At 38.2% G+C, this 20,739-nt stretch carries 22 protein-coding genes and 1 pseudogene; 21 read left to right on the top strand and 2 right to left on the bottom strand.

Going from position 1 to position 20,739, the window contains the following annotated elements; all coding sequences use genetic code 11:
* Positions 1 to 311 precede the first annotated feature (311 nt).
* Together B7698_RS09815 and dapA are read left to right on the top strand one after the other, a co-directional pair.
* Positions 312 to 1,388, top strand: coding sequence for an aspartate-semialdehyde dehydrogenase (locus tag B7698_RS09815; protein ID WP_084865583.1), 1,077 nt, complete (start codon positions 312 to 314; stop codon positions 1,386 to 1,388).
* A 55-nt stretch (positions 1,389 to 1,443) separates the two neighbouring features.
* Entirely contained in the window at positions 1,444 to 2,379 is a 936-nt protein-coding gene (dapA, locus tag B7698_RS09820) for a 4-hydroxy-tetrahydrodipicolinate synthase (protein WP_084865585.1), read from the top strand.
* Between the two features lie 46 nt (positions 2,380 to 2,425).
* Here dapA and mnmE read toward each other — a convergent pair whose 3' ends face one another.
* Both mnmE and B7698_RS09830 read right to left on the bottom strand, forming a co-directional pair.
* Positions 2,426 to 3,799 (bottom strand): tRNA uridine-5-carboxymethylaminomethyl(34) synthesis GTPase MnmE, encoded by a 1,374-nt coding sequence (mnmE, locus tag B7698_RS09825; RefSeq protein WP_084865588.1) that lies wholly within the window; start codon positions 3,797 to 3,799, stop codon positions 2,426 to 2,428.
* 136 nt (positions 3,800 to 3,935) lie between these two features.
* Complete coding sequence (locus tag B7698_RS09830) at positions 3,936 to 4,118, bottom strand: 4-oxalocrotonate tautomerase (RefSeq protein WP_001117401.1); 183 nt, start codon at positions 4,116 to 4,118, stop codon at positions 3,936 to 3,938.
* Between the two features lie 123 nt (positions 4,119 to 4,241).
* Here B7698_RS09830 and B7698_RS09835 point away from each other — a divergent pair, with 123 nt between their 5' ends.
* From B7698_RS09835 to B7698_RS09925, 19 genes and pseudogenes are all read left to right on the top strand, one after another.
* Positions 4,242 to 4,841, top strand: a complete 600-nt coding sequence (locus B7698_RS09835) for a thymidine kinase (protein ID WP_084865590.1) — start codon at positions 4,242 to 4,244, stop codon at positions 4,839 to 4,841.
* Complete coding sequence (gene prfA, locus B7698_RS09840) at positions 4,828 to 5,907, top strand: peptide chain release factor 1 (RefSeq protein ID WP_001028792.1); 1,080 nt, start codon at positions 4,828 to 4,830, stop codon at positions 5,905 to 5,907. Before B7698_RS09835 ends, prfA begins: the two co-directional genes overlap by 14 nt.
* Complete coding sequence (prmC, locus tag B7698_RS09845; protein ID WP_084865592.1) at positions 5,907 to 6,743, top strand: peptide chain release factor N(5)-glutamine methyltransferase; 837 nt, start codon at positions 5,907 to 5,909, stop codon at positions 6,741 to 6,743. The genes prfA and prmC overlap by 1 nt, the downstream gene beginning before the upstream one ends.
* A complete protein-coding gene (locus B7698_RS09850) occupies positions 6,727 to 7,329 on the top strand; it encodes an L-threonylcarbamoyladenylate synthase (protein WP_084865594.1) in 603 nt (200 codons plus the stop codon). Before prmC ends, B7698_RS09850 begins: the two co-directional genes overlap by 17 nt.
* Position 7,330: 1 nt before the next feature.
* Positions 7,331 to 7,762 (top strand): GNAT family N-acetyltransferase, encoded by a 432-nt coding sequence (locus B7698_RS09855; RefSeq protein WP_000942963.1) that lies wholly within the window; start codon positions 7,331 to 7,333, stop codon positions 7,760 to 7,762.
* Between the two features lie 59 nt (positions 7,763 to 7,821).
* Positions 7,822 to 9,078 (top strand): serine hydroxymethyltransferase, encoded by a 1,257-nt coding sequence (glyA, locus tag B7698_RS09860; RefSeq protein WP_084865596.1) that lies wholly within the window; start codon positions 7,822 to 7,824, stop codon positions 9,076 to 9,078.
* 7 nt (positions 9,079 to 9,085) lie between these two features.
* Positions 9,086 to 10,060 (top strand): nucleoid-associated protein, encoded by a 975-nt coding sequence (locus B7698_RS09865; RefSeq protein WP_024057337.1) that lies wholly within the window; start codon positions 9,086 to 9,088, stop codon positions 10,058 to 10,060.
* Positions 10,060 to 10,674, top strand: a complete 615-nt coding sequence (gene pmp23, locus B7698_RS09870; RefSeq protein WP_084865599.1) for a cell wall hydrolase Pmp23 — start codon at positions 10,060 to 10,062, stop codon at positions 10,672 to 10,674. Before B7698_RS09865 ends, pmp23 begins: the two co-directional genes overlap by 1 nt.
* A gap of 73 nt (positions 10,675 to 10,747) precedes the next feature.
* A complete protein-coding gene (locus tag B7698_RS09875) occupies positions 10,748 to 11,722 on the top strand; it encodes a DUF1002 domain-containing protein (RefSeq protein WP_084865600.1) in 975 nt (324 codons plus the stop codon).
* Positions 11,723 to 11,795: 73 nt separating this feature from the next.
* Entirely contained in the window at positions 11,796 to 13,154 is a 1,359-nt protein-coding gene (rlmD, locus tag B7698_RS09880) for a 23S rRNA (uracil(1939)-C(5))-methyltransferase RlmD (protein WP_084865601.1), read from the top strand.
* A 199-nt stretch (positions 13,155 to 13,353) separates the two neighbouring features.
* On the top strand, positions 13,354 to 13,878 hold the full coding sequence (locus B7698_RS09885; protein WP_084865603.1) for a hypothetical protein: 525 nt from the start codon (positions 13,354 to 13,356) through the stop codon (positions 13,876 to 13,878).
* Between the two features lie 2 nt (positions 13,879 to 13,880).
* The gene (locus B7698_RS09890; protein ID WP_084865605.1) at positions 13,881 to 15,242 is read left to right on the top strand and encodes a hypothetical protein; all 1,362 of its coding nucleotides are present in this window, start codon (positions 13,881 to 13,883) and stop codon (positions 15,240 to 15,242) included.
* A 28-nt stretch (positions 15,243 to 15,270) separates the two neighbouring features.
* The gene (locus tag B7698_RS09895) at positions 15,271 to 15,510 is read left to right on the top strand and encodes a hypothetical protein (protein WP_084865607.1); all 240 of its coding nucleotides are present in this window, start codon (positions 15,271 to 15,273) and stop codon (positions 15,508 to 15,510) included.
* A 13-nt stretch (positions 15,511 to 15,523) separates the two neighbouring features.
* Positions 15,524 to 15,898 (top strand): annotated as a pseudogene (locus tag B7698_RS09900) (ATP-grasp domain-containing protein); the annotation flags it as partial.
* A gap of 291 nt (positions 15,899 to 16,189) precedes the next feature.
* Positions 16,190 to 16,534: a hypothetical protein gene (locus B7698_RS09905; protein ID WP_045606823.1), complete on the top strand. Its 345-nt coding sequence runs from the start codon at positions 16,190 to 16,192 to the stop codon at positions 16,532 to 16,534.
* A gap of 75 nt (positions 16,535 to 16,609) precedes the next feature.
* Positions 16,610 to 17,893 carry a cellulose synthase gene (locus B7698_RS09910; RefSeq protein ID WP_084865610.1) on the top strand — a complete coding sequence of 428 codons (1,284 nt, stop codon included), beginning with the start codon at positions 16,610 to 16,612 and terminating at the stop codon, positions 17,891 to 17,893.
* Between the two features lie 305 nt (positions 17,894 to 18,198).
* Positions 18,199 to 18,816: an SAP domain-containing protein gene (locus B7698_RS09915; protein WP_000573124.1), complete on the top strand. Its 618-nt coding sequence runs from the start codon at positions 18,199 to 18,201 to the stop codon at positions 18,814 to 18,816.
* Positions 18,817 to 18,856: 40 nt separating this feature from the next.
* The gene (locus B7698_RS09920) at positions 18,857 to 19,711 is read left to right on the top strand and encodes an ADP-ribosylglycohydrolase family protein (RefSeq protein ID WP_024058056.1); all 855 of its coding nucleotides are present in this window, start codon (positions 18,857 to 18,859) and stop codon (positions 19,709 to 19,711) included.
* 122 nt (positions 19,712 to 19,833) lie between these two features.
* Positions 19,834 to 20,715: a diacylglycerol/lipid kinase family protein gene (locus tag B7698_RS09925; RefSeq protein WP_084865612.1), complete on the top strand. Its 882-nt coding sequence runs from the start codon at positions 19,834 to 19,836 to the stop codon at positions 20,713 to 20,715.
* Positions 20,716 to 20,739 lie beyond the last annotated feature (24 nt).

Below are 20,739 nucleotides of genomic sequence, written 5' to 3' on the forward strand. Positions count from 1 at the left end.
CTGACGAATTTTGAAAGTATAAAGAGTTTCGTCTGTTGACAAAAGTCATTCTCTTTAGTAGAATAGTAGATGCGATGAGTCGATAGGTAGTCTTCGGACTACTATTGAGCATAAGGAGGTCATAACGCAGGAGCGGACCTTGATGAGTTGTGTGAACCTGCTCATCACATGAAGATGCCTCTTAGTCCCTAGTCTAGCGACTGGGGATTTTTATTTTCCAAAAAATGATGAAAAAGCTTTGCAATTCATGGAAAAAGTAGTATAATACATCTATTATAGAAATTTTTAGAAAATTCCGAAAGAGGTTGTTTATGGGATATACAGTTGCTGTAGTCGGCGCGACAGGTGCTGTCGGTGCTCAGATGATAAAAATGTTGGAAGAATCAACACTTCCAATCGATAAAATTCGTTTACTTGCTTCTGCACGTTCAGCAGGCAAGACTTTGAAATTTAAAGATCAAGATATTACGATTGAAGAAACGACTGAAACAGCATTTGAAGGAGTTGATATTGCTCTCTTTTCAGCAGGTGGTTCTACATCAGCTAAATATGCACCATACGCAGTGAAAGCTGGAGCGGTGGTAGTAGATAATACATCTTACTTCCGTCAAAATCCAGATGTTCCTTTGGTTGTTCCAGAGGTCAATGCTCATGCACTTGATGCTCACAACGGAATCATTGCCTGCCCTAACTGTTCAACAATTCAAATGATGGTAGCTCTTGAGCCAGTTCGCCAAAAATGGGGCTTAGACCGTATCATTGTTTCAACTTACCAAGCAGTTTCAGGTGCTGGTATGGGAGCGATTCTTGAAACACAACGTGAACTTCGTGAAGTCTTGAATGACGGTGTGAATCCATGTGATTTGCAAGCGGAAATTTTGCCTTCAGGTGGTGATAAGAAACACTATCCTATCGCTTTTAACGCTCTTCCACAAATCGATGTCTTTACTGACAATGATTACACTTATGAAGAGATGAAGATGACCAAGGAAACTAAAAAAATCATGGAAGATGATAGCATCGCAGTGTCTGCAACATGTGTGCGTATTCCAGTCTTGTCAGCTCACTCTGAGTCAGTTTATATCGAAACAAAAGAAGTGGCTCCAATCGAAGAAGTGAAAGCAGCTATTTCAGCCTTCCCAGGTGCTGTTCTTGAAGATGACGTAGCTCATCAAATCTATCCTCAAGCTATCAACGCTGTTGGCTCACGTGATACCTTTGTCGGTCGTATCCGTAAAGACTTGGATGCTGAAAAAGGAATTCATATGTGGGTTGTTTCAGATAATCTCCTCAAAGGTGCTGCTTGGAACTCAGTTCAAATCGCAGAAACGCTTCATGAGCGTGGATTGGTTCGTCCAACAGCGGAATTGAAATTTGAATTAAAATAGCCATATCGTTTAGGAGTTCAGATGAACTCCTTCTTTGAAATAGAGAGGTGTTTTCATGTCTTATCAAGATTTAAAAGAGTGTAAAATCATCACAGCCTTTATTACTCCCTTCCACGAGGATGGTTCCATCAACTTTGATGCCATTCCAGCCTTGATTGAGCATTTATTGGATCATCATACGGATGGAATTCTTCTCGCAGGGACGACTGCTGAAAGTCCAACCTTGACCCACGATGAAGAGTTGGAACTCTTTGAGGCAGTTCAAAAAGTTGTCAATGGACGAGTTCCTTTGATTGCGGGTGTAGGTACCAATGATACGCGAGACTCGATCGAGTTTGTCAAAGAAGTAGCAGAATTCGGTGGTTTTGTTGCTGGGCTTGCTATTGTTCCTTACTACAACAAACCTTCTCAAGAAGGAATGTATCAGCACTTTAAGGCGATTGCGGATGCTTCTGACTTACCTATTATTATCTATAACATTCCAGGTCGTGTGGTTGTCGAATTAACTCCAGAAACCATGCTTCGTTTGGCTGACCATCCAAATATTATTGGTGTCAAAGAATGTACTAGCTTGGCTAATATGGCTTACTTGATTGAGCACAAGCCAGAAGAGTTCTTGGTCTATACTGGTGAGGATGGAGATGCCTTTCATGCCATGAACCTTGGTGCGGACGGGGTTATTTCTGTTGCATCCCATACAAATGGGGATGAAATGCACGAGATGTTTACTGCCATTGCAGAAAGCGATATGAAGAAAGCCGCAGCTATTCAACGTAAATTCATTCCTAAGGTCAATGCCCTCTTCTCTTATCCAAGTCCTGCTCCAGTTAAGGCAGTTTTGAACTATATGGGATTTGAAGCTGGACCAACTCGTCTACCTCTTGTTCCAGCACCAGAAGAAGATGCTAAACGCATTATCAAGGTTGTTGTAGATGGCGACTACGAAGCAACTAAGGCAACTGTAACAGGGGTCTTAAGACCAGATTACTAATAATCACAATAAAATCCATGACCGCAAGAACGATCATGGATTTTTCTTATTTTCCTAAACAGAATTGGCTAAAGAGCTGGGTAATGAGTTCATCTGGAGCAGCATCTCCAGTGATTTCTCCGAGAATTTCCCAAGTACGGGTCAAGTCAACTTGAAGCAAGTCAACTGGCATTCCCAGTTCAAGACCTTCATTAACAGCTTGTAGGCTTTCAACAGCCTTCTCAATCAAGGAAATGTGACGGGCATTTGACAAGTAAGTAGCATCTTGTTCAACCAAACCAGCATTTTCAAAGAAGAGGTTGTTAATGCGTTCTTCAATCTTATCGATATTTTGGTTTTTAAGGACTGAAATGCGGATGACATCTTCAGGGAGTTCCGAAGTTTCAATCACTTCAGGAAGATCAGTTTTGTTAAGTAGGATGATTCGATTAGTATCTTGACTAATTTCAAGAAGTTGTCGGTCTTGGGCAGTTAGAGGTTCGCTAGCGTTTAGGACTAGTAGAACTAAGTCAGCTTCCTTGAGGGCTTTTTTGGAGCGTTCAACCCCGATCTGTTCCACGACATCATCTGTTTCACGAATACCAGCAGTGTCAATCAATTTTAGGGGAACACCGTTGATGTTGACATACTCTTCAATGACATCACGTGTCGTACCAGCAATGTCTGTAACGATAGCCTTGTCCTCGCGCAAGAGGTTGTTGAGGAGGCTGGATTTTCCAACGTTGGGGCGGCCGATGATAGCTGTTGAAATTCCTTCCCGAAGGATTTTACCTCGACGGGCTGTCCTAAGGAGATTAGTTAGCAATTGCTCAAACTCCATAGTCTTCTCGCGGACAACGGCAGTAGTAGCTTCCTCAACATCATCGTATTCAGGATAGTCGATATTGACTTCAACTTGGGCAAGTGTATTGAGGATTTCTTGACGGGTATTATTGATAAGATCAGAAAGGGAACCATCAAGTTGTTTGACCGCAATGTTCATGGCCTTGTCTGTCTTGGCGCGGATGATATCCATCACCGCCTCGGCCTGTGTCAAATCTACGCGACCGTTTAAAAAGGCACGTTTGGTAAATTCACCAGGTTCTGCCAACCGAGCTCCTTCACGAATCGCTAGTTGTAATATTTCATTAGTGACCGCAATCCCACCATGGGTGTTAATCTCGATAATATCTTCACGAGTGAAGGTTTTTGGAGATTTCATAGCCCCAACCATGACTTCGTCCATGACTTTTCCTGTCTGAGGGTCAACGATGTGACCGTAGTTGAGAGTGTGGCTGGCAACCTTGCTCAAGTCTTTCCCTTTAAAAATCTTTTGCGCAATAGCAAAACTTTCTGTTCCGCTCAAGCGGACAATACCGATAGCTCCTTCGCCTAGTGGAGTGGAGATAGCAGCGATGGTATCAAATTCACGTGTAATCATAATATTTCCTTTAAAAATAGCTCTTTTCTTGGAAATTTTTCCAAGTCTCTTTTCAAATTGTAACAAATTTAGAATATTTCTTCAATGAATGCTACTTGGAGATTGAAAAAGCCTAAGCAATTCTGCTTAAGCTAGCTTATTTGGTGCGCATTTCCCCTTGTGGGAAGTAGGTTCCTTCTGGCATGTCGTTGATGATGACATGGACAGCAGATTGAGGTGCTCCAGTGTTACGGACAACAGCTTCCGTTACTTCCTTAGCAAGAGCTTTCTTTTGCTCGAGTGTGCGTCCTTCAAATAAATCGATGCGTACAAATGGCATAATAGCTTCCTCCACTAGTTTTTGATTTCTTCTATTTTACCACATTTTGCCGTTTAAAGCTTAAGAAAATTATGATATACTAGAATGTAGCAAAAATTTAGAAATGGACGTGAAGCAAGAAACATGGCACAGTTGTATTATCGTTATGGGACCATGAACTCCGGTAAGACTATTGAGATTCTCAAGGTGGCCTATAACTATGAGGAGCAAGGAAAAGGTGTTGTGATTATGACTTCAGCTCTGGATACTCGTGACGGTGTTGGTTATGTGTCGAGTCGGATTGGTATGAAACGCCCTGCCATTGCGATTGAGGAAACGACGGATATCTTTGGCTATATCCGAGACCTACCAGAAAAGCCTTACTGTGTGTTGGTCGATGAAGCCCAGTTTCTTAAGCGTCATCATGTTTACGATCTAGCTCGTGTTGTGGACGAGTTAGATATACCCGTCATGGCTTTTGGTTTGAAAAATGATTTTCGAAATGAACTGTTCGAAGGTTCCAAGTATCTCTTGCTCTTAGCAGACAAGATTGACGAAATCAAGACCATTTGTCAGTATTGTAAGAAAAAGGCGACTATGGTTTTGAGAACACAGGATGGACTGCCCGTTTACGATGGAGAACAGATCCAGATTGGTGGCAATGAAACCTATATCTCGGTTTGTCGTAAACATTATTTTGCCCCTGAAATCAATAAGGAGAATGAAGAAAATGAACATCTATGATCAACTACAAGCTGTAGAAGACCGTTATGAAGAATTAGGAGAGTTGCTCAGTGACCCAGATGTGGTTTCGGACACCAAGCGTTTCATGGATCTTTCCAAAGAAGAGGCTTCTACTCGTGATACGGTAACAGCCTACCGTGAGTACAAACAAGTCCTTCAAAACATCGTTGATGCTGAAGAAATGATTAAGGAATCAGGCGGAGATGCGGACCTGGAAGAAATGGCCAAGCAAGAGCTCAAAGATGCCAAGGCTGAAAAAGAAGAGTACGAAGAAAAACTCAAAATTTTGCTCCTTCCAAAGGATCCAAACGATGACAAGAATATCATCCTTGAAATCCGTGGTGCCGCTGGTGGAGACGAAGCAGCACTTTTCGCTGGAGATTTGCTAACCATGTACCAAAAGTATGCTGAAGCTCAAGGATGGCGCTTTGAAGTTATGGAAGCTTCTATGAACGGTGTCGGTGGTTTCAAAGAAGTAGTTGCTATGGTTTCGGGTCAATCTGTTTACTCTAAACTCAAGTACGAATCAGGTGCCCACCGTGTGCAACGTGTCCCTGTGACAGAAAGCCAAGGTCGCGTACATACTTCGACAGCGACAGTTCTTGTTATGCCTGAAGTTGAAGAGGTTGAATACGACATTGATCCAAAAGACCTTCGTGTCGACATCTATCACGCCTCTGGTGCTGGTGGACAGAATGTCAATAAGGTTGCGACTGCCGTTCGTATCGTTCACTTGCCAACCAATATCAAGGTTGAGATGCAGGAAGAACGTACCCAGCAGAAAAACCGTGAGAAGGCCATGAAAATCATTCGTGCGCGTGTTGCTGACCACTTTGCACAAATTGCTCAGGATGAACAAGACGCTGAGCGTAAGTCGACAATCGGTACTGGTGACCGTTCAGAACGAATCCGTACTTATAATTTCCCACAAAACCGTGTCACAGACCACCGTATCGGCTTGACTCTCCAAAAACTAGATACTATTTTGTCTGGTAAATTGGATGAAGTTGTGGATGCCTTGGTACTCTATGACCAAACACAAAAATTAGAAGAATTAAACAAATAATGAAATTAGCTCAATTATTTTCAGATTTTGAAGAAGAATTGATAAGACAAGGAGAGGAAGCTGAAAGCCTCTCTTTTGTCTATCGTAGCCTGAAAAATCTTTCTTTTACTGACTTTGTTTTTGCTCTTCAGCAGGAAGTGACGGAAGAGGAAGAAGTATTTGTAAAAGGAATTTTCCAACAGTTAGCAGCTCACAAGCCAGTCCAGTACATCATTGGACAGACAGATTTTTATGGAATGCAGTTAACAGTTGATGAGCGTGTATTGATTCCTCGTCCAGAAACAGAGGAGTTGGTGGAGCTTATCCTGGCTGAAAATCCTGAGACGAATCTTTCAGTTCTGGATATTGGAACAGGTAGTGGAGCTATTGCTCTTGCTCTAGCAAAAAATAGACCAGATTGGTCGGTGACAGCAGCAGATATTTCCCAAAATGCTTTAGATGTAGCTAGTAAAAATGCTAAAAATCAAAATCTTCAACTATTTTTAAAAAAATCTGACTGTTTTACAGAAATTTCTGAAAAATATGATATAATTGTTTCCAATCCACCCTATATCTCTCGTGAAGATGCGTCAGAGGTCGGCTTGAATGTTTTGCATTCAGAACCTCATCTAGCTCTCTTTGCAGACGAGGATGGTCTAGCTATTTACCGTAGAATTGCGGAAGATGTAAAAGACTATCTCAAAGATGGTGGTAAGATTTACCTTGAAATTGGATACAAGCAAGGTCAAAGTGTTCCCGAACTCTTTAGGAAACAGCTTCCTGAAAAACGAGTACGAACGCTCAAGGACCAGTTTAGTCAAGATAGGATGGTTGTAGTTGATGATGGACAGGATTAGACAAGACTTGGAAAATGGTGGAGCTGTCGTTCTGCCTACAGAGACAGTTTACGGTCTTTTTGCTAAGGCCTTAGATGAAAAAGCAGTTGACCATGTTTACCAACTCAAACGTCGTCCAAGAGACAAGGCGCTTAACCTCAATATCGCCTCTTTAGAGGATATCTTGCACTTTTCTAAGAATCAGCCAACTTATCTTCAAAAACTTGTAGAGACCTTTTTACCAGGTCCCTTGACCATTATCCTTGAAGCCAATGACCGCGTTCCCTATTGGGTCAATTCTGGTCTTGCAACTGTTGGATTTCGGATGCCTAGTCATCCCATTACCCTTGATTTGATTCGAGAGACAGGACCTCTGATTGGACCGTCAGCTAATATCTCAGGTCAGGCAAGTGGAGTGACTTTTAATCAAATTCTAGAGGATTTTGACCAAGAGGTTTTGGGTTTGGAAGACGATCCTTTTCTAACTGGACAGGATTCAACTATTTTGGATTTGTCTGGAGACAAGGTGAAAATCTTACGCCAAGGGGCCATTAAGCGAGAAGATATTCTTGCTCGGTTGCCAGAGATTTCTTTTGAGGAGGAATGAGATGTTAAGAGACTTAAGAGAAACTGATGTGAAAGCAATATGTGAGATCAACCAAGATGCTTTGGGCTATTCTTTTAGTCCAGAGGAAACGGCTAGTCAATTAGCTAGACTATCTCAGGATTCCCATCATTTCTTACTTGCTTATGAGGATGAATCTACTCATGCCTTGCTTGGATATGTCCACGCTGAGGTCTATGAATCACTTTATTCTAAAGCAGGATTTAATATTTTAGCTTTAGCAGTTTCACCTCAAGCACAAGGGCAAGGTATTGGTAAAAGCTTATTACAAGGGTTGGATCAAGAAGCAAAAAGACGTGGTTATGGGTTTATCCGCTTAAACTCTGCCGATCATCGTCTGGGTGCTCATGCATTTTATGAAAAAGTTGGTTATACTTGTGATAAAGTGCAGAAACGATTTATTCGCATCTTTTAGTTTATTTTCTTGTTGCAAAACAAACTAAAGGACCAGTCACACTATAAAGGAGAAGACCTATGATTTTTGACAAAGACGATTTTAAAGCATATGATGCTGATCTCTGGAATGCTATTGCCAAAGAAGAGGAACGCCAACAAAACAACATTGAGTTGATTGCTTCGGAAAACGTAGTTTCCAAGGCAGTTATGGCAGCTCAAGGGTCTATCTTGACGAATAAATACGCTGAAGGTTACCCAGGACGCCGTTATTATGGTGGAACAGATGTAGTAGACGTGGTGGAATCTCTAGCCATTGAACGCGCAAAAGAAATTTTCGGTGCAAAATTTGCCAATGTCCAACCACACTCAGGAAGCCAAGCCAACTGTGCAGCTTACATGGCCTTGATTGAGCCTGGCGATACGGTTATGGGAATGGATTTGGCTGCAGGTGGTCACTTGACTCATGGGGCTCCTGTTAGCTTCTCAGGTCAAACCTACAACTTTGTTTCTTATAGTGTTGATCCTGAAACGGAACTCTTGGATTTTGATGCTATCTTGAAACAAGCCCAAGAAGTAAAACCAAAACTGATTGTAGCAGGTGCTTCAGCCTATTCTCAAATTATCGACTTCTCAAAATTCCGTGAAATCGCAGATGCTGTTGGGGCTAAGCTTATGGTGGATATGGCCCATATCGCTGGTTTGGTTGCAGCTGGTTTTCACCCAAGCCCAGTGCCATACGCTCATATCACTACAACAACGACCCACAAAACTCTTCGTGGCCCACGTGGTGGTTTGATTTTGACCAATGATGAAGACTTAGCTAAGAAAATTAATTCAGCTATTTTCCCAGGTATTCAGGGTGGTCCTTTGGAGCATGTTGTGGCAGCTAAGGCTGTTTCTTTCAAAGAAGTTTTGGATCCAGCCTTCAAGGAATATGCTGCCAATGTTATCAAGAACAGCAAGACTATGGCAGATGTCTTCTTGCAAGACCCTGATTTTCGTATCATTTCTGGAGGAACTGAAAACCACCTCTTCCTAGTGGATGTGACTAAAGTTGTAGAAAACGGTAAAGTTGCTCAAAACTTGCTAGATGAAGTCAATATTACCCTAAATAAAAACTCAATCCCTTACGAAAGATTGTCACCATTCAAGACAAGTGGTATTCGTATCGGAGCAGCAGCCATTACTGCACGTGGATTTGGTGAAGAAGAAAGTCGCAAAGTGGCTGAGCTCATCATTAAAACCCTTAAGAATGCAGAAAATGAAGCTGTCTTAGAAGAAGTGAGAAGTTTAGTTAAAGAATTAACAGATGCTTTCCCATTATACGAGGACTAAAACTTTTATGGACATTTATATTAAGAAAGCTATTATTCATCAGTTCAGTCCGGATGATACCGAGCTGTTCCTAGCGGATAAGTTTCTCAATATTACTCCAAAAATCGAAGAATACCTGCGGAAAAAAATTGAACGTGTGTATTCAGATGAAGCCAAGACTGGGATTTTCGAGGAAGAAAATCCCTTCTTCAATCATATCACAGACGATTTGTTGGAGACATCAGTAACGCTGGCTAATCTCTGGAAAGAGGAGTTCAGCATTTCCGAAAATCTCAAGACCAATGACTTGATTTTTGTGCAATTTTCTAAAGAAGGTGTAGAACATTTCGCTTTCTTGAGAATTGCCCTGAGGGAGACCTTGACCCACCTTGGTGGAGAAGTTGATAATCCAATCAAGCTAACTCAGAATAACTTGCCTGGATTTGGAACGAGTGCCGACGAAGCCTTGGTGGTTAATCTTCAGAGTCGCAAGTACCACCTGATCGAGAAACGAATTAAGTACAATGGAACTTTTTTGAACTACTTTTCAGACAATCTTCTTGCTGTCGCTCCTAAGATTTCTCCTAAGAAATCTATCAAAGAACTGGAAAAGACAGCCCAGAGAATTGCCGAATCTTTTAATACAGATGATTTTCAATTTCAATCTAAAGTAAAATCAGCGATTTTCAACAACTTAGAAGAAAGCAATGAACTGTCGCCAGAGAAATTGGCCAACGACCTTTTTGACAATAATCTGACGGCTCGTTTGAGCTTTATTGATCAAGTCAAGGAAGCCGTACCAGAGCCTGTTCAATTTGATGAAATTGATGCCAGTCGTCAGCTTAAAAAATTTGAAAACCAAAAACTTTCCTTGTCAAATGGAATTGAGCTTATCGTTCCCAATAACGTCTATCAAGACGCCGAGTCTGTTGAGTTTATCCAAAACGACAATGGAACCTACTCTATCTTAATCAAAAATATCGAGGATATCCAAAGTAAATAATGTTTAAACGAATTCGAAGAGTGCTTGTACTAGCAGTCTTCCTTTTTGCTGGATATAAAGCTTACCGCGTTCACCAAGATGTCAAGCAAGTCATGACCTATCAACCCATGGTGCGAGAAATCTTGAGTGAAAGAGACACCCCAGCAAACGAAGAGCTTGTGCTCGCTATGATTTATACCGAAACAAAAGGAAAAGAAGGCGATGTTATGCAGTCTAGTGAGTCTGCTAGTGGCGCTACCAATACCATCAATGATAATGCCTCTAGCATTCGGCAAGGCGTTCAAACTCTGACAGACAATCTCTATCTGGCCCAGAAGAAGGGGGTAGATGTCTGGACGGCTGTTCAAGCCTACAATTTTGGACCTGCCTATATAGATTTTATCGCCCAAAATGGCAAGGAAAACACCTTAGCTCTGGCCAAACAGTACTCTCGTGATACTGTTGCTCCCTTGCTTGGTAATACCACTGGAAAGACTTATAGTTATATTCACCCCATTTCCATTTTCCATGGAGCCGAACTCTATGTAAATGGAGGAAACTATTACTATTCTAGACAGGTACAACTCAACCTTTACATCATCAAATGTTTCACTCTCCTTTCGACATCTGGCTAGCCCAGGTGTTTTTGTTATAAGTTTTCTTTAAGATAGATATATTACTCTAGAAAGGTAAAGGAGGAAATTCCCTATGAGAAAGAAACTCTTTCTAACCAGTGCTGCGGTCTTGTGGGCAGTAACAGCTATGAATAGCGTCCATGCAGCAACAGATGTTCAAAAAGTCATCGATGAAACCTATGTTCAACCTGAATATGTCCTAGGTTCATCATTGTCTGAAGATCAAAAAAATCAAACTCTAAAAAAACTAGGCTACAATGTCTCATCAGACACCAAAGAACTCAAGACTATGACACCTGACATCTATTCTAAAATCATGAATGTTGCCAATGACTCTAGCTTACAATTGTATTCATCAGCCAAGATTCAAAAACTAGGTGACAAATCACCACTTGAGGTCAAGATTGAAACACCAGAAAACATTACTAAGGTGACGCAGGATATGTACCGCAATGCGGCCGTAACTTTGGGTGTCGAGCACGCCAAAATCACTGTAGCAGCACCCATTCCAGTTACAGGTGAGAGTGCCTTAGCAGGGATTTACTATTCGCTGGAAGCTAATGGAGCCAAGGTTCCACAAGCCAATAAGGACTTAGCTCAAGAAGAGCTAAAGGCTTTGTCCGATATCAATGCTGAAAACAAGGACAAATCAGGCTATGATGCTAATAAATTAAACGTTGCCCTAGCCGATATCAAGTCAGGACTCGCCAAAGCTAAAGAAAGCAAGGGAAATCTGACAGAGGAAGATGTCCGCAAGATCGTTGAAGATACTTTAAAAAATTACAAACTTGATCAGGTTATAACAGGAAACCAGATCAATATCATCATCAATTTTGCTTTGAATCTATCAAAGAGTGATATCCTCAGCAATGCAGACTTCACTAAAACCCTGAATGACCTTAAACAAAGTATTGTTTCACAAGCTGGCGACAGTTTTAAAAATATTAACCTTAACTTTGATGCTGATAAGGCGCTAGAGGACGGCGGTAATTTCCTAAGCTCCCTCTGGCAAGCCATTGTCAACTTCTTCAAGAGTTTTGGTTCTTAAGAAATTTCATGGTATAATAGATGGTAACCGTAACGTTGCCGTCTTTTTTGTCGGCCAATAGAAAGAGAAGAGAATGTTAAAGAAAAATGATATTGTAGAAGTTGAAATTGTTGACTTGACTCATGAAGGTGCAGGAGTTGCCAAGGTAGATGGTTTGGTCTTTTTTGTTGAGAATGCTTTACCGAGTGAAAAAATTCTCATGCGAGTTCTCAAGGTCAATAAAAAGATTGGTTTTGGAAAAGTGGAAGAATACCTTGTCCAGTCGCCACACCGTAATCAAGATCTAGATTTGGCTTACCTGCGTTCAGGAATCGCGGATTTAGGTCATCTTGCCTATCCAGAACAGCTTAAGTTTAAAACCAAGCAAGTCAAGGACAGCCTCTACAAGATTGCTGGAATTGCAAATGTAGAAGTTGCTGAAACTTTAGGTATGGAAAATCCAGTCAAGTACCGCAACAAGGCGCAGGTGCCTGTTCGTCGTGTTAATGGTGTCTTGGAAACAGGATTTTTCCGTAAGAATTCCCATGACCTCATGCCTCTAGAAGATTTCTTTATCCAAGATCCTGTGATTGATGAGGTAGTAGTAGCCCTACGTGATTTGCTCCGCCGTTATGACCTGAAACCTTATGATGAAAAGGAACAATCTGGCTTGATTCGTAATCTTGTGGTGCGTCGCGGACATTATTCAGGTCAAATTATGGTTATTTTGGTAACAACTCGTCCCAAAGTTTTCCGAGTGGAGCAATTGATTGAACAACTAATCAAGCAGTTCCCAGAGATTGTGTCTGTTATGCAAAATATTAATGACCAGAACACTAATGCTATTTTTGGTAAGGAATGGCGTACGCTTTATGGTCAAGACTATATTACCGACCAAATGTTGGGAAATGACTACCAAATCGCTGGACCTGCTTTTTATCAAGTCAATACTGAAATGGCTGAAAAACTTTATCAAACAGCCATTGACTTTGCTGAATTAAAAGAAGATGATGTGGTTATTGATGCCTATTCTGGTATCGGAACGATTGGCCTCTCTGTTTCGAAACTCGTCAAGGAAGTCTATGGTGTTGAAGTGATTCCAGAAGCAGTAGAGAATAGTAAGAAGAATGCTCAACTGAACAATATTTCAAACGCCCACTATGTTTGTGACACAGCTGAAAATGCAATGAAGAATTGGCTCAAGGAAGGTATTCAACCAACCGTTATCTTGGTTGATCCTCCACGCAAGGGCTTAACCGAAAGCTTTATCAAGGCAAGTAGCCAAACAGGAGTTGACCGTATCGCTTATATTTCATGTAATGTCGCTACTATGGCGCGTGATATCAAACTCTACCAAGAATTGGGATATGAATTGAAGAAAGTACAGCCGGTGGATCTATTTCCGCAAACACATCACGTGGAGTGTGTGAGTTTGTTAGTGAAACGCAGTTAATCCTCAAAAAGTTCACTGAACCTTTTGAGGTCCGTAGATGCATCATGTTGATATGTGAGTATTTCTCGTGAATGATAAAGGATAGGGTATAATTCATTACACTGTTTTGGGATAAATATTGTTAGACTGTAACTTTTATGTTGCAGCTTTTCAATTTATACATGGTATAATTAAAATAATAAAATAAAGAGGATTTTTTATGAGTAAAGAACTAGTATTTCAAAGTGTAGAATCACTACAACAAGTTGTAAACATAATTAATGAAGCAGCGGCAGCTCTTAATGATAAAACACGTACAATAAGAGAGAGTCCAATTCCAGAAGTGTTAGCTGGTGCCTTGGGGGCAGGTATTGGTGGGATAGGTTCATTCGCAGCTCTTTATGGTTTAGGTACTGTAGGGTTATCAGCGGCTGGTATTACTTCAGGTCTTGCAGCTATTGGTGGTGTCGTTGGAGGTGGTATGGTAGCTGGAGTGTTTGTAATGGCTACTCCAGTAGTTGTATTAGCCGGAGGCGGTATATTATTAGCTTCTAATCTAAAAAATAAACAACTTAAACAGGAAAAAGAACGGTTATATAAAGAAGCATTGCAAAAACATGAAGCTATTATACAAGCTCTGAAAACTGAGGCAGATGCTGATAAGGAACGCCTAGATTATTTACAGAGTTTAAATATCCTCCTAACTCAAGCAATTAAAGATTTGAAAAACGATTTAGGGGACTAACAATGAGTAAATTCATTTATTCTGATGAAGAACAAAAATTCAATAATATTTTAACTTATCAAATCAAAGAGTTAGATTTAATAAACAGACCCGATATGTCTATTGCAGAAGAACGTATAGAGGAAAGTGAAAAATTATTGAGAGAGCTAGGCTATACTCTGACTGATTTACCAATAATATATACCGAAACTAAAAAACAAACTATCGTTGTACCTAAATGGGAAGACTTAGTAATAAAAGCGGAGTGCGAAGTTGGTTCAATGAATGAACTAGATGCACTCTTCACAAGTGAAGAATTGGAACTTAATAAGACAGTTATTCAATCATTGCAGGATGATTTTAACAACATTCATAAACTTGATAAAATTGATATATCGATTTGTGCAGGGGCTGGTATATTAGCTGCGATTGTTGATATTCTTTTAATTGGAATACCTGAGAAAACTCCGAATGGTTTAAAAAGTGGCCCTTTATCTAATTATGTAAGAGACTGGTTTAATAAACGATTTCCTGAAGAAGAAATGGAAAAGTTGGCAAATTCAAAGGTTAGTAAAGTCCCTTTTGATGCTCAAGATAATCGTCATACTAAAGTAAATGTTAATGGACTATCTACATATTATCATAGATTGTTATCTCTTGGGCATGATCCCTTTCTTGGTTTAGTAATTGGTGTATCTGATATTCTAAATGGTAAGATGACTACTATTGATAAAACTGGGAAAATAGTTTCTCAATTTATGGAGAACTACACAGATAGAAAAGAAAGTGATATTTTTGCAGCAATAGCGAAGCAGATAATTCATTTTAAATCTGATATTACGACATCAATGGGATTACCTGCACCATTGATGGGATTATTTAATTTGCTTCAGTTTGGAAAAATTGGTGACGAGGATCAAACAATAGCAGAAATAGTACAAGGAATGTATTACGAAGGCTATGATTTCATTCATTTTAGCAGTATGGCTATTTCTACAATGATTATTGAAGTTATAATCAGAATTGGATACGCCCTTAAGAAAATCAACGAAGGACATTCAATAAAAAATTCTATTCCTTTTTCGTTGGATAGAGAGAAACACCCCAAATTACATACGATGCTATTTATTGGACATTCTATAGCCGCATCTGCTAATGCAGGGAAAATCTACTTTACAAAAAATCCTATGACAATAAATTACGCACAATGGATTACTTTTGCAAAATATTCATACTCTCAGTTAAAGTGGGTGCTTATTGAGAAATCCGAATTGAGAGCTTCATATGTTTCGGATAAGATTTATAAGGAAACTCAGGAAGTTTATGAAAAAGTAAATCTTACCTTTAATAACTTCAGTAATGATAGGTTAGTTATATTTGATTAAATTAATAAACTTAGATAAAAGGAAAACAATGAAAAAAAGTCTATACAATCTATTGTCAATGATTCCAATATATGGAACATTTTTAAAATTTTCAAGTAAAGGTGAAATGAGGTTATGTAGCCCACTGTACCAAGATTTTTTAGATGAAGGAATTAATCCAAATGATATATTCTTACTTCTTGAAAAAAAATATCCTGGTGAGGTAGTTACAAGAGACCGTTTCTACGAAGGTTATAGAGAAATACTGGAATCTTTGAACAAAAAGTAATAAGGAAAAAATTTTCTGTTATAGATATAATATTAGTGAAGTTGTAGAATTCATAGCAGAATGGCGTTGTTTTGTGTTAGATGGTCAAGTATTAGATGTTAGACCCTATACAGGTGAATATCATGCACAATTTGATCCTAGTGTAGTTGATGAAGTGATATCATGTTGGAAAGATGCGCCTATAGCTTATGGGCTAGAAATAGGTGTTACTCGTGATGGAAGAACATTTGTTGTTGAAGTAAATGATGGTTATGCATTGGAAAATTATGGCCTATCTCCTTTAAACTCAATCAATTTTCATAAAGCTATATGGAAAGAAATGGTAAAACCTTATTTTGAAAAAAACGATGTCTTTACTATGCCTGAAAATGAAAATATAAGTTTCTAAAAGGAACAGAAGTAGATCTGTAAAAAACTGTAACTACTAGGTTACAGTTTTTTACTTTGAATAATGATATAATAGAATAAGGAGATAATGAAAGCGTTATATATTTGAAATTTGATTAGGAAAGTAGGAAGTATGGAAACAATCGATATGATTATTAAATCATCAACTGAATTTTATAATGATTTAAAAGCTGATGAACATAATAGATATCGTTCATAGGAGCATTGATATTCACATTTTATGACAGCTCGAAAACTATTGCATTTTGAATTATAACAAAGGAGTACTAACATGCCGAAATATACCGACGAAGATATTAGAAAGTTAAATAAAATCACATTAAAAATTGCTGGTGATTATTTAGGTATAAGTTCACAAGCAGTTGCGATAGGTCTTAGAAATAATCTTCTTCCAATTGGTTTTGCTATTCATAACGAAGAAAGAGACAGACGTTTCACTGAGAGTTGGTCATATCATATTATTGCCGAAAGAATGATTTCATACAATCACGGTAAGCTATCAGAGATCCGTGTTGAAAATATTGAAGCTAGTTTAGATAAAATTATAGAGGAATTTAACGGTTTAAAACAAGATTTACTTTTTATATTAAGCGAAAATGCAGAAGTGAAGAATTAGAAGTTTTTGAATTTGCGTTTTCGCTTGGTAAATATAAAAATGGTGATGTAAAATATAAGGGTAAAGGTGTTTCAAATGAAGATGATAAAGACCTTTTCTAGAGAAGAACTCTATGAAGAAATCTGGGAGATAAGTGCGAAACAAGTCTCATTGAAATATGATTTAAGTTATTCTGACTTACTCAAGAAATGTAAAGAATTTGAAATCCCAATTCCAAAGGGTAGTTATTGGTATCGTAAGAATACTGGACAAGACTTAAGTGAACTTATCGTTCCATTACCACAAAATGACATAAATGAGGTTCATATTGATAGAAAAAGTTTAAAGAACATTAGAATTAAAGCTGCTAAACATAAAGAAGATAGTACGGAGAATAAAAACGAAGATACTGTTAAACTTGATACAACTAGTATAAGAAGTTCATTATCATTTATAGACGACGATAAAATAGAGCGTATTATTGAAGCAGTTTCAAACCTAAACCAGTCTCCAAATAAGAGATTACATAAATCTGTAGCTAATCTAAGAGATAAAATCGCAGAGTGGAATAAGAGGGAAAAAGCTGCTTCCTATCCTTACTTTGATTCTAGACACAGATATAATGATTTAAAAGAACCTAAATTTGTAAAAAATATTTCACTAAATTCTCTTCCACGTTTATATCGCTTTTTAGATACACTAGTTACTGTTATTGAAAGAATCGGTGATAATGTAACTTCAAATTGGGATATTCAAATTGAAAAGGATATTGTTAGTGTTGAAGTTATAGAATCAACAGACAAAGTAAGTCATGAATTAACAAAAGAAGAAGCTAAAGAACTAGCAGAGTACAATGATAGCGTTAAGTTTAATGGATATGCTTATAAACCAAGAATAAAGAAGTATGACTATATACCAAATGGAAAATTTCGATTTAAGATAATAGATAGTAAATACATTAAAGATACTAATGAATTCTCGATTGAACAATCAATCCCAGAAATAATTGTTTTAATTTACCAAGAGTATTATAAAGTTAAGAACTTACGCCTTGAACGTGAAGAGAAAGCAAGACTATACGAAGAGGAACAAGAGCGAAAAAGAAAATTACAAAATAGAATCGAAGAAGAGAAGAAGCGGACAATGTCTCTTCTTAATACACTAGAAGATTTTCAAACAGCAAATGATTTAAGACTGATGGCTGATAAACTGGAGATAGCGGGGAAGCTTAGCAAAGAAGAAATTGATTGGATTAGATCCAAAGCTGACTGGATAGACCCAATAGTTTCTTCAACAGATGAATTATTAGGAAATAGAAATCATGAAAATTCTAGAGAACAAAAAGAACAATATCTAAGTGAGAAAAGGTACTACTGGTAACTTTGTGTTTTTAGTTTTTACAGAATGTAGTGTTATTGGAATAAATGATTAACTATTGTAGTAATAAATCATTTTACACATTTATTTGAAATAGGCATTTGGTACAAGACAGTATATACTTTCATTCTAAAGTTTAATTTTAAACAACAACTCTATCCCTTTAGTTCTATAATATAGAAGTTTGCTAGCACCACATGTTGAGTGTGTGAGTTTGTTAGTGAAACGTAGCTAATCCTCAAAATAAAGAAACTAAAACTCCATTATTTTGAGATGACAACCTAAATTGGTTTTAAGGAGGTGTTATATTGATAGAGAGCAGACCTGAGTTTGATAAAATCGTATCATTTGATGAGTTTAATAAATATTATTGGTATCGTGATGAACTTTCACAACTATGTAAGTCATTAGGATTAGAATATAGAGGTACTAAACAAGAACTCAATCATATTATTGAGCAGTACTTTCAGGGGAATTTTATTAAAAAATCATCAATAAAAAATAAAAAGAAACGAGTAGAAGTCGTTACCTTGGACACACCCTTGCTTGAATGTGGATTCTCCTTTAATGCACACTTTAGAGAATATTTCTCAACTTTAACAGATGTTTCGCCATTTAAATTTACTGCTGATATGGCTACAGCTTGGAGAAAAGTAAAAAGAGAAAATGATTTGAGTTTTACAATCCAAGATATGCTAAAAGTCTATTATGGAAATTCAGATTATGCCAAGTATGATCATTCGGTTTGTCAATGGAATCAATTTTTAAAGGATTTCTGTGTAGACGAAAATAGTCGTAACTACTCAAACAAGTTAAAAGTAGCTTCTATTCTTTGGAAAGAAGTTAGAAATTCAAAAGCTGAAAAAATTTATTCAAAGAATCTTTTGACTGAATATGCTGATAAAATAAAAGAGTATGGGAAGTAGAAAAATCAGTCTAAACCAATAGTTCACGAGGAGGAATCTTATGCTAGGAGCAATTATCGGAGATATTATCGGTTCTGTTTACGAATGGAACAATATCAAAACGAAGGACTTTCCTTTATTTCGGAAGGATTGCTTTTTTACAGATGACACGGTTATGACCTGTGCTGTTGCAGAGGCGATTATGAATGGGGGACAAAAAGACGACTTCATTGATGCTATGAAGAAATATGGTAGAATGTATCCTGATGCTGATTATGGTGCTCGGTTTAATGCATGGCTAAACAGCGATAACCGTGAGCCTTATAATAGCTTTGGGAATGGTTCGGCTATGCGTGTTTCTCCATGTGCTTGGACAATGGACTGTGGTTTTTGTGCGAGAACCGGAATGTGGCCATCATCTAGGGAATTTGCGAGTCTTTCTGCAGAGGTAACTCATAATCATCCAGAAGGTATCAAAGGTGCAATGGCTACAGCTGATGCTATCTTTCTGTGTCGTTATTACTTTGGAGGTTATTGCGGAGATTATGAGCAACCAATCAATGACAATCCTACAGAGTGTAAAAGACGGATTAAGGATTATATTGAGCAGGAATACGGCTACAATCTATCTCAAACTTTAGATGAAATCCGCCCTACATACCGTTTCAATGAAACGTGCCAGGATACCGTACCACAGGCCATTATTGCATTTCTAGAAAGTAGAGACTTCGAAGATGCGATAAGAAATGCCATCTCACTTGGTGGCGACAGTGATACACTTGCTGCAATCACTGGCAGCATAGCAGAGGCAGCTTATGGTATTCCTGATTGGATAAAGGAAAAGGCCTACTCTTATTTGGATGAACCCATAAATGATGTACTCAGGCGATGGGATAATGAGGTTGATATAAAATAAAAGCGTTTCAATCTCCAGTACGTCATATTTCTCTTTTCCGTATTTTCATTGTATAATGGTAGTACATTTACTTGCGTACGATGAAATATAAACATTTTTTATGAATATTAAGGAGAAAATCAATGAAAAAAGCAATGTTAATTATCAACCCTACCTCTGGTGGTGAGAAGGCTTTAGATTATAAAGAAAAGCTGGAGAATAAAGCAAAAAAATACTTTGAATATGTTGAAACCAAAATTACTGAAAAAGCGTTGGATGCAACAAATTTTGCTGAAGAAGCGTCGCGTGAACAGTACGATGCAGTAGTTGTTTTTGGTGGAGACGGTACTGTCAATGAAGTTATTTCGGGTATTGCTGAGAGAACCTACGTTCCTAAGTTAGGTATTATTCCTGGTGGGACGGGTAATCTCATTACAAAACTGTTGGAAATCAATCAAGACATAGATGGCGCTATTGATGAACTTGATTTTAACTTAACCAATAAGATTGATATCGGTAAAGCAAATGATAACTATTTTGGTTATATCTTTAGTATCGGCTCTCTTCCAGAGGCGATTCACAATGTTGAAATAGAGGACAAGACAAAATTCGGTATTTTAGCCTATGCTGTAAATACCATGAAGTCTGTCATGACGGATAAAGTCTTTAACATTAAGGTTGAAACAGAAAATGGAAATTATGTTGGTGAAGCGAGTCATGTTTTGGTTCTCTTGACAAATTACTTCGCTGACAAAAAAATCTTTGAAGAAAACAAGGACGGCTATGCCAACATTTTGATTTTAAAAGATGCTTCAATATTCTCTAAATTATCCGTCATTCCAGATTTATTGAAAGGCGATGTTGTCGCAAATGATAATATCGAATATATCAAAGCACGCAATATTAAAATCTCTTCAGATAGTGAATTGGAGTCAGACGTTGACGGCGATAAATCGGATAACCTACCTGTAGAAATCAAGGTCCTAGCTCAGCGAGTAGAAGTATTTTCAAAACCGAAAGAGTAAAAGGTAAAAATTAGTTTATTATTC

It is taken from the genome of Streptococcus mitis, assembly GCF_002096855.1.
GTDB classification, from domain to species: domain Bacteria; phylum Bacillota; class Bacilli; order Lactobacillales; family Streptococcaceae; genus Streptococcus; species Streptococcus mitis_Y.

Bases quoted from the DNA above. Each gene is read 5' to 3' on its own strand.
- B7698_RS09815 (WP_084865583.1), top strand. From the start codon at position 312: ATGGGATATACAGTTGCTGTAGTCGGCGCGACAGGTGCTGTCGGTGCT.
- dapA (WP_084865585.1), top strand. From the start codon at position 1,444: ATGTCTTATCAAGATTTAAAAGAGTGTAAAATCATCACAGCCTTTATT.
- mnmE (WP_084865588.1), bottom strand. From the start codon at position 3,799: ATGATTACACGTGAATTTGATACCATCGCTGCTATCTCCACTCCACTA.
- B7698_RS09830 (WP_001117401.1), bottom strand. From the start codon at position 4,118: ATGCCATTTGTACGCATCGATTTATTTGAAGGACGCACACTCGAGCAA.
- B7698_RS09835 (WP_084865590.1), top strand. From the start codon at position 4,242: ATGGCACAGTTGTATTATCGTTATGGGACCATGAACTCCGGTAAGACT.
- prfA (WP_001028792.1), top strand. From the start codon at position 4,828: ATGAACATCTATGATCAACTACAAGCTGTAGAAGACCGTTATGAAGAA.
- prmC (WP_084865592.1), top strand. From the start codon at position 5,907: ATGAAATTAGCTCAATTATTTTCAGATTTTGAAGAAGAATTGATAAGA.
- B7698_RS09850 (WP_084865594.1), top strand. From the start codon at position 6,727: ATGATGGACAGGATTAGACAAGACTTGGAAAATGGTGGAGCTGTCGTT.
- B7698_RS09855 (WP_000942963.1), top strand. From the start codon at position 7,331: ATGTTAAGAGACTTAAGAGAAACTGATGTGAAAGCAATATGTGAGATC.
- glyA (WP_084865596.1), top strand. From the start codon at position 7,822: ATGATTTTTGACAAAGACGATTTTAAAGCATATGATGCTGATCTCTGG.
- B7698_RS09865 (WP_024057337.1), top strand. From the start codon at position 9,086: ATGGACATTTATATTAAGAAAGCTATTATTCATCAGTTCAGTCCGGAT.
- pmp23 (WP_084865599.1), top strand. From the start codon at position 10,060: ATGTTTAAACGAATTCGAAGAGTGCTTGTACTAGCAGTCTTCCTTTTT.
- B7698_RS09875 (WP_084865600.1), top strand. From the start codon at position 10,748: ATGAGAAAGAAACTCTTTCTAACCAGTGCTGCGGTCTTGTGGGCAGTA.
- rlmD (WP_084865601.1), top strand. From the start codon at position 11,796: ATGTTAAAGAAAAATGATATTGTAGAAGTTGAAATTGTTGACTTGACT.
- B7698_RS09885 (WP_084865603.1), top strand. From the start codon at position 13,354: ATGAGTAAAGAACTAGTATTTCAAAGTGTAGAATCACTACAACAAGTT.
- B7698_RS09890 (WP_084865605.1), top strand. From the start codon at position 13,881: ATGAGTAAATTCATTTATTCTGATGAAGAACAAAAATTCAATAATATT.
- B7698_RS09895 (WP_084865607.1), top strand. From the start codon at position 15,271: ATGAAAAAAAGTCTATACAATCTATTGTCAATGATTCCAATATATGGA.
- B7698_RS09905 (WP_045606823.1), top strand. From the start codon at position 16,190: ATGCCGAAATATACCGACGAAGATATTAGAAAGTTAAATAAAATCACA.
- B7698_RS09910 (WP_084865610.1), top strand. From the start codon at position 16,610: ATGAAGATGATAAAGACCTTTTCTAGAGAAGAACTCTATGAAGAAATC.
- B7698_RS09920 (WP_024058056.1), top strand. From the start codon at position 18,857: ATGCTAGGAGCAATTATCGGAGATATTATCGGTTCTGTTTACGAATGG.
- B7698_RS09925 (WP_084865612.1), top strand. From the start codon at position 19,834: ATGAAAAAAGCAATGTTAATTATCAACCCTACCTCTGGTGGTGAGAAG.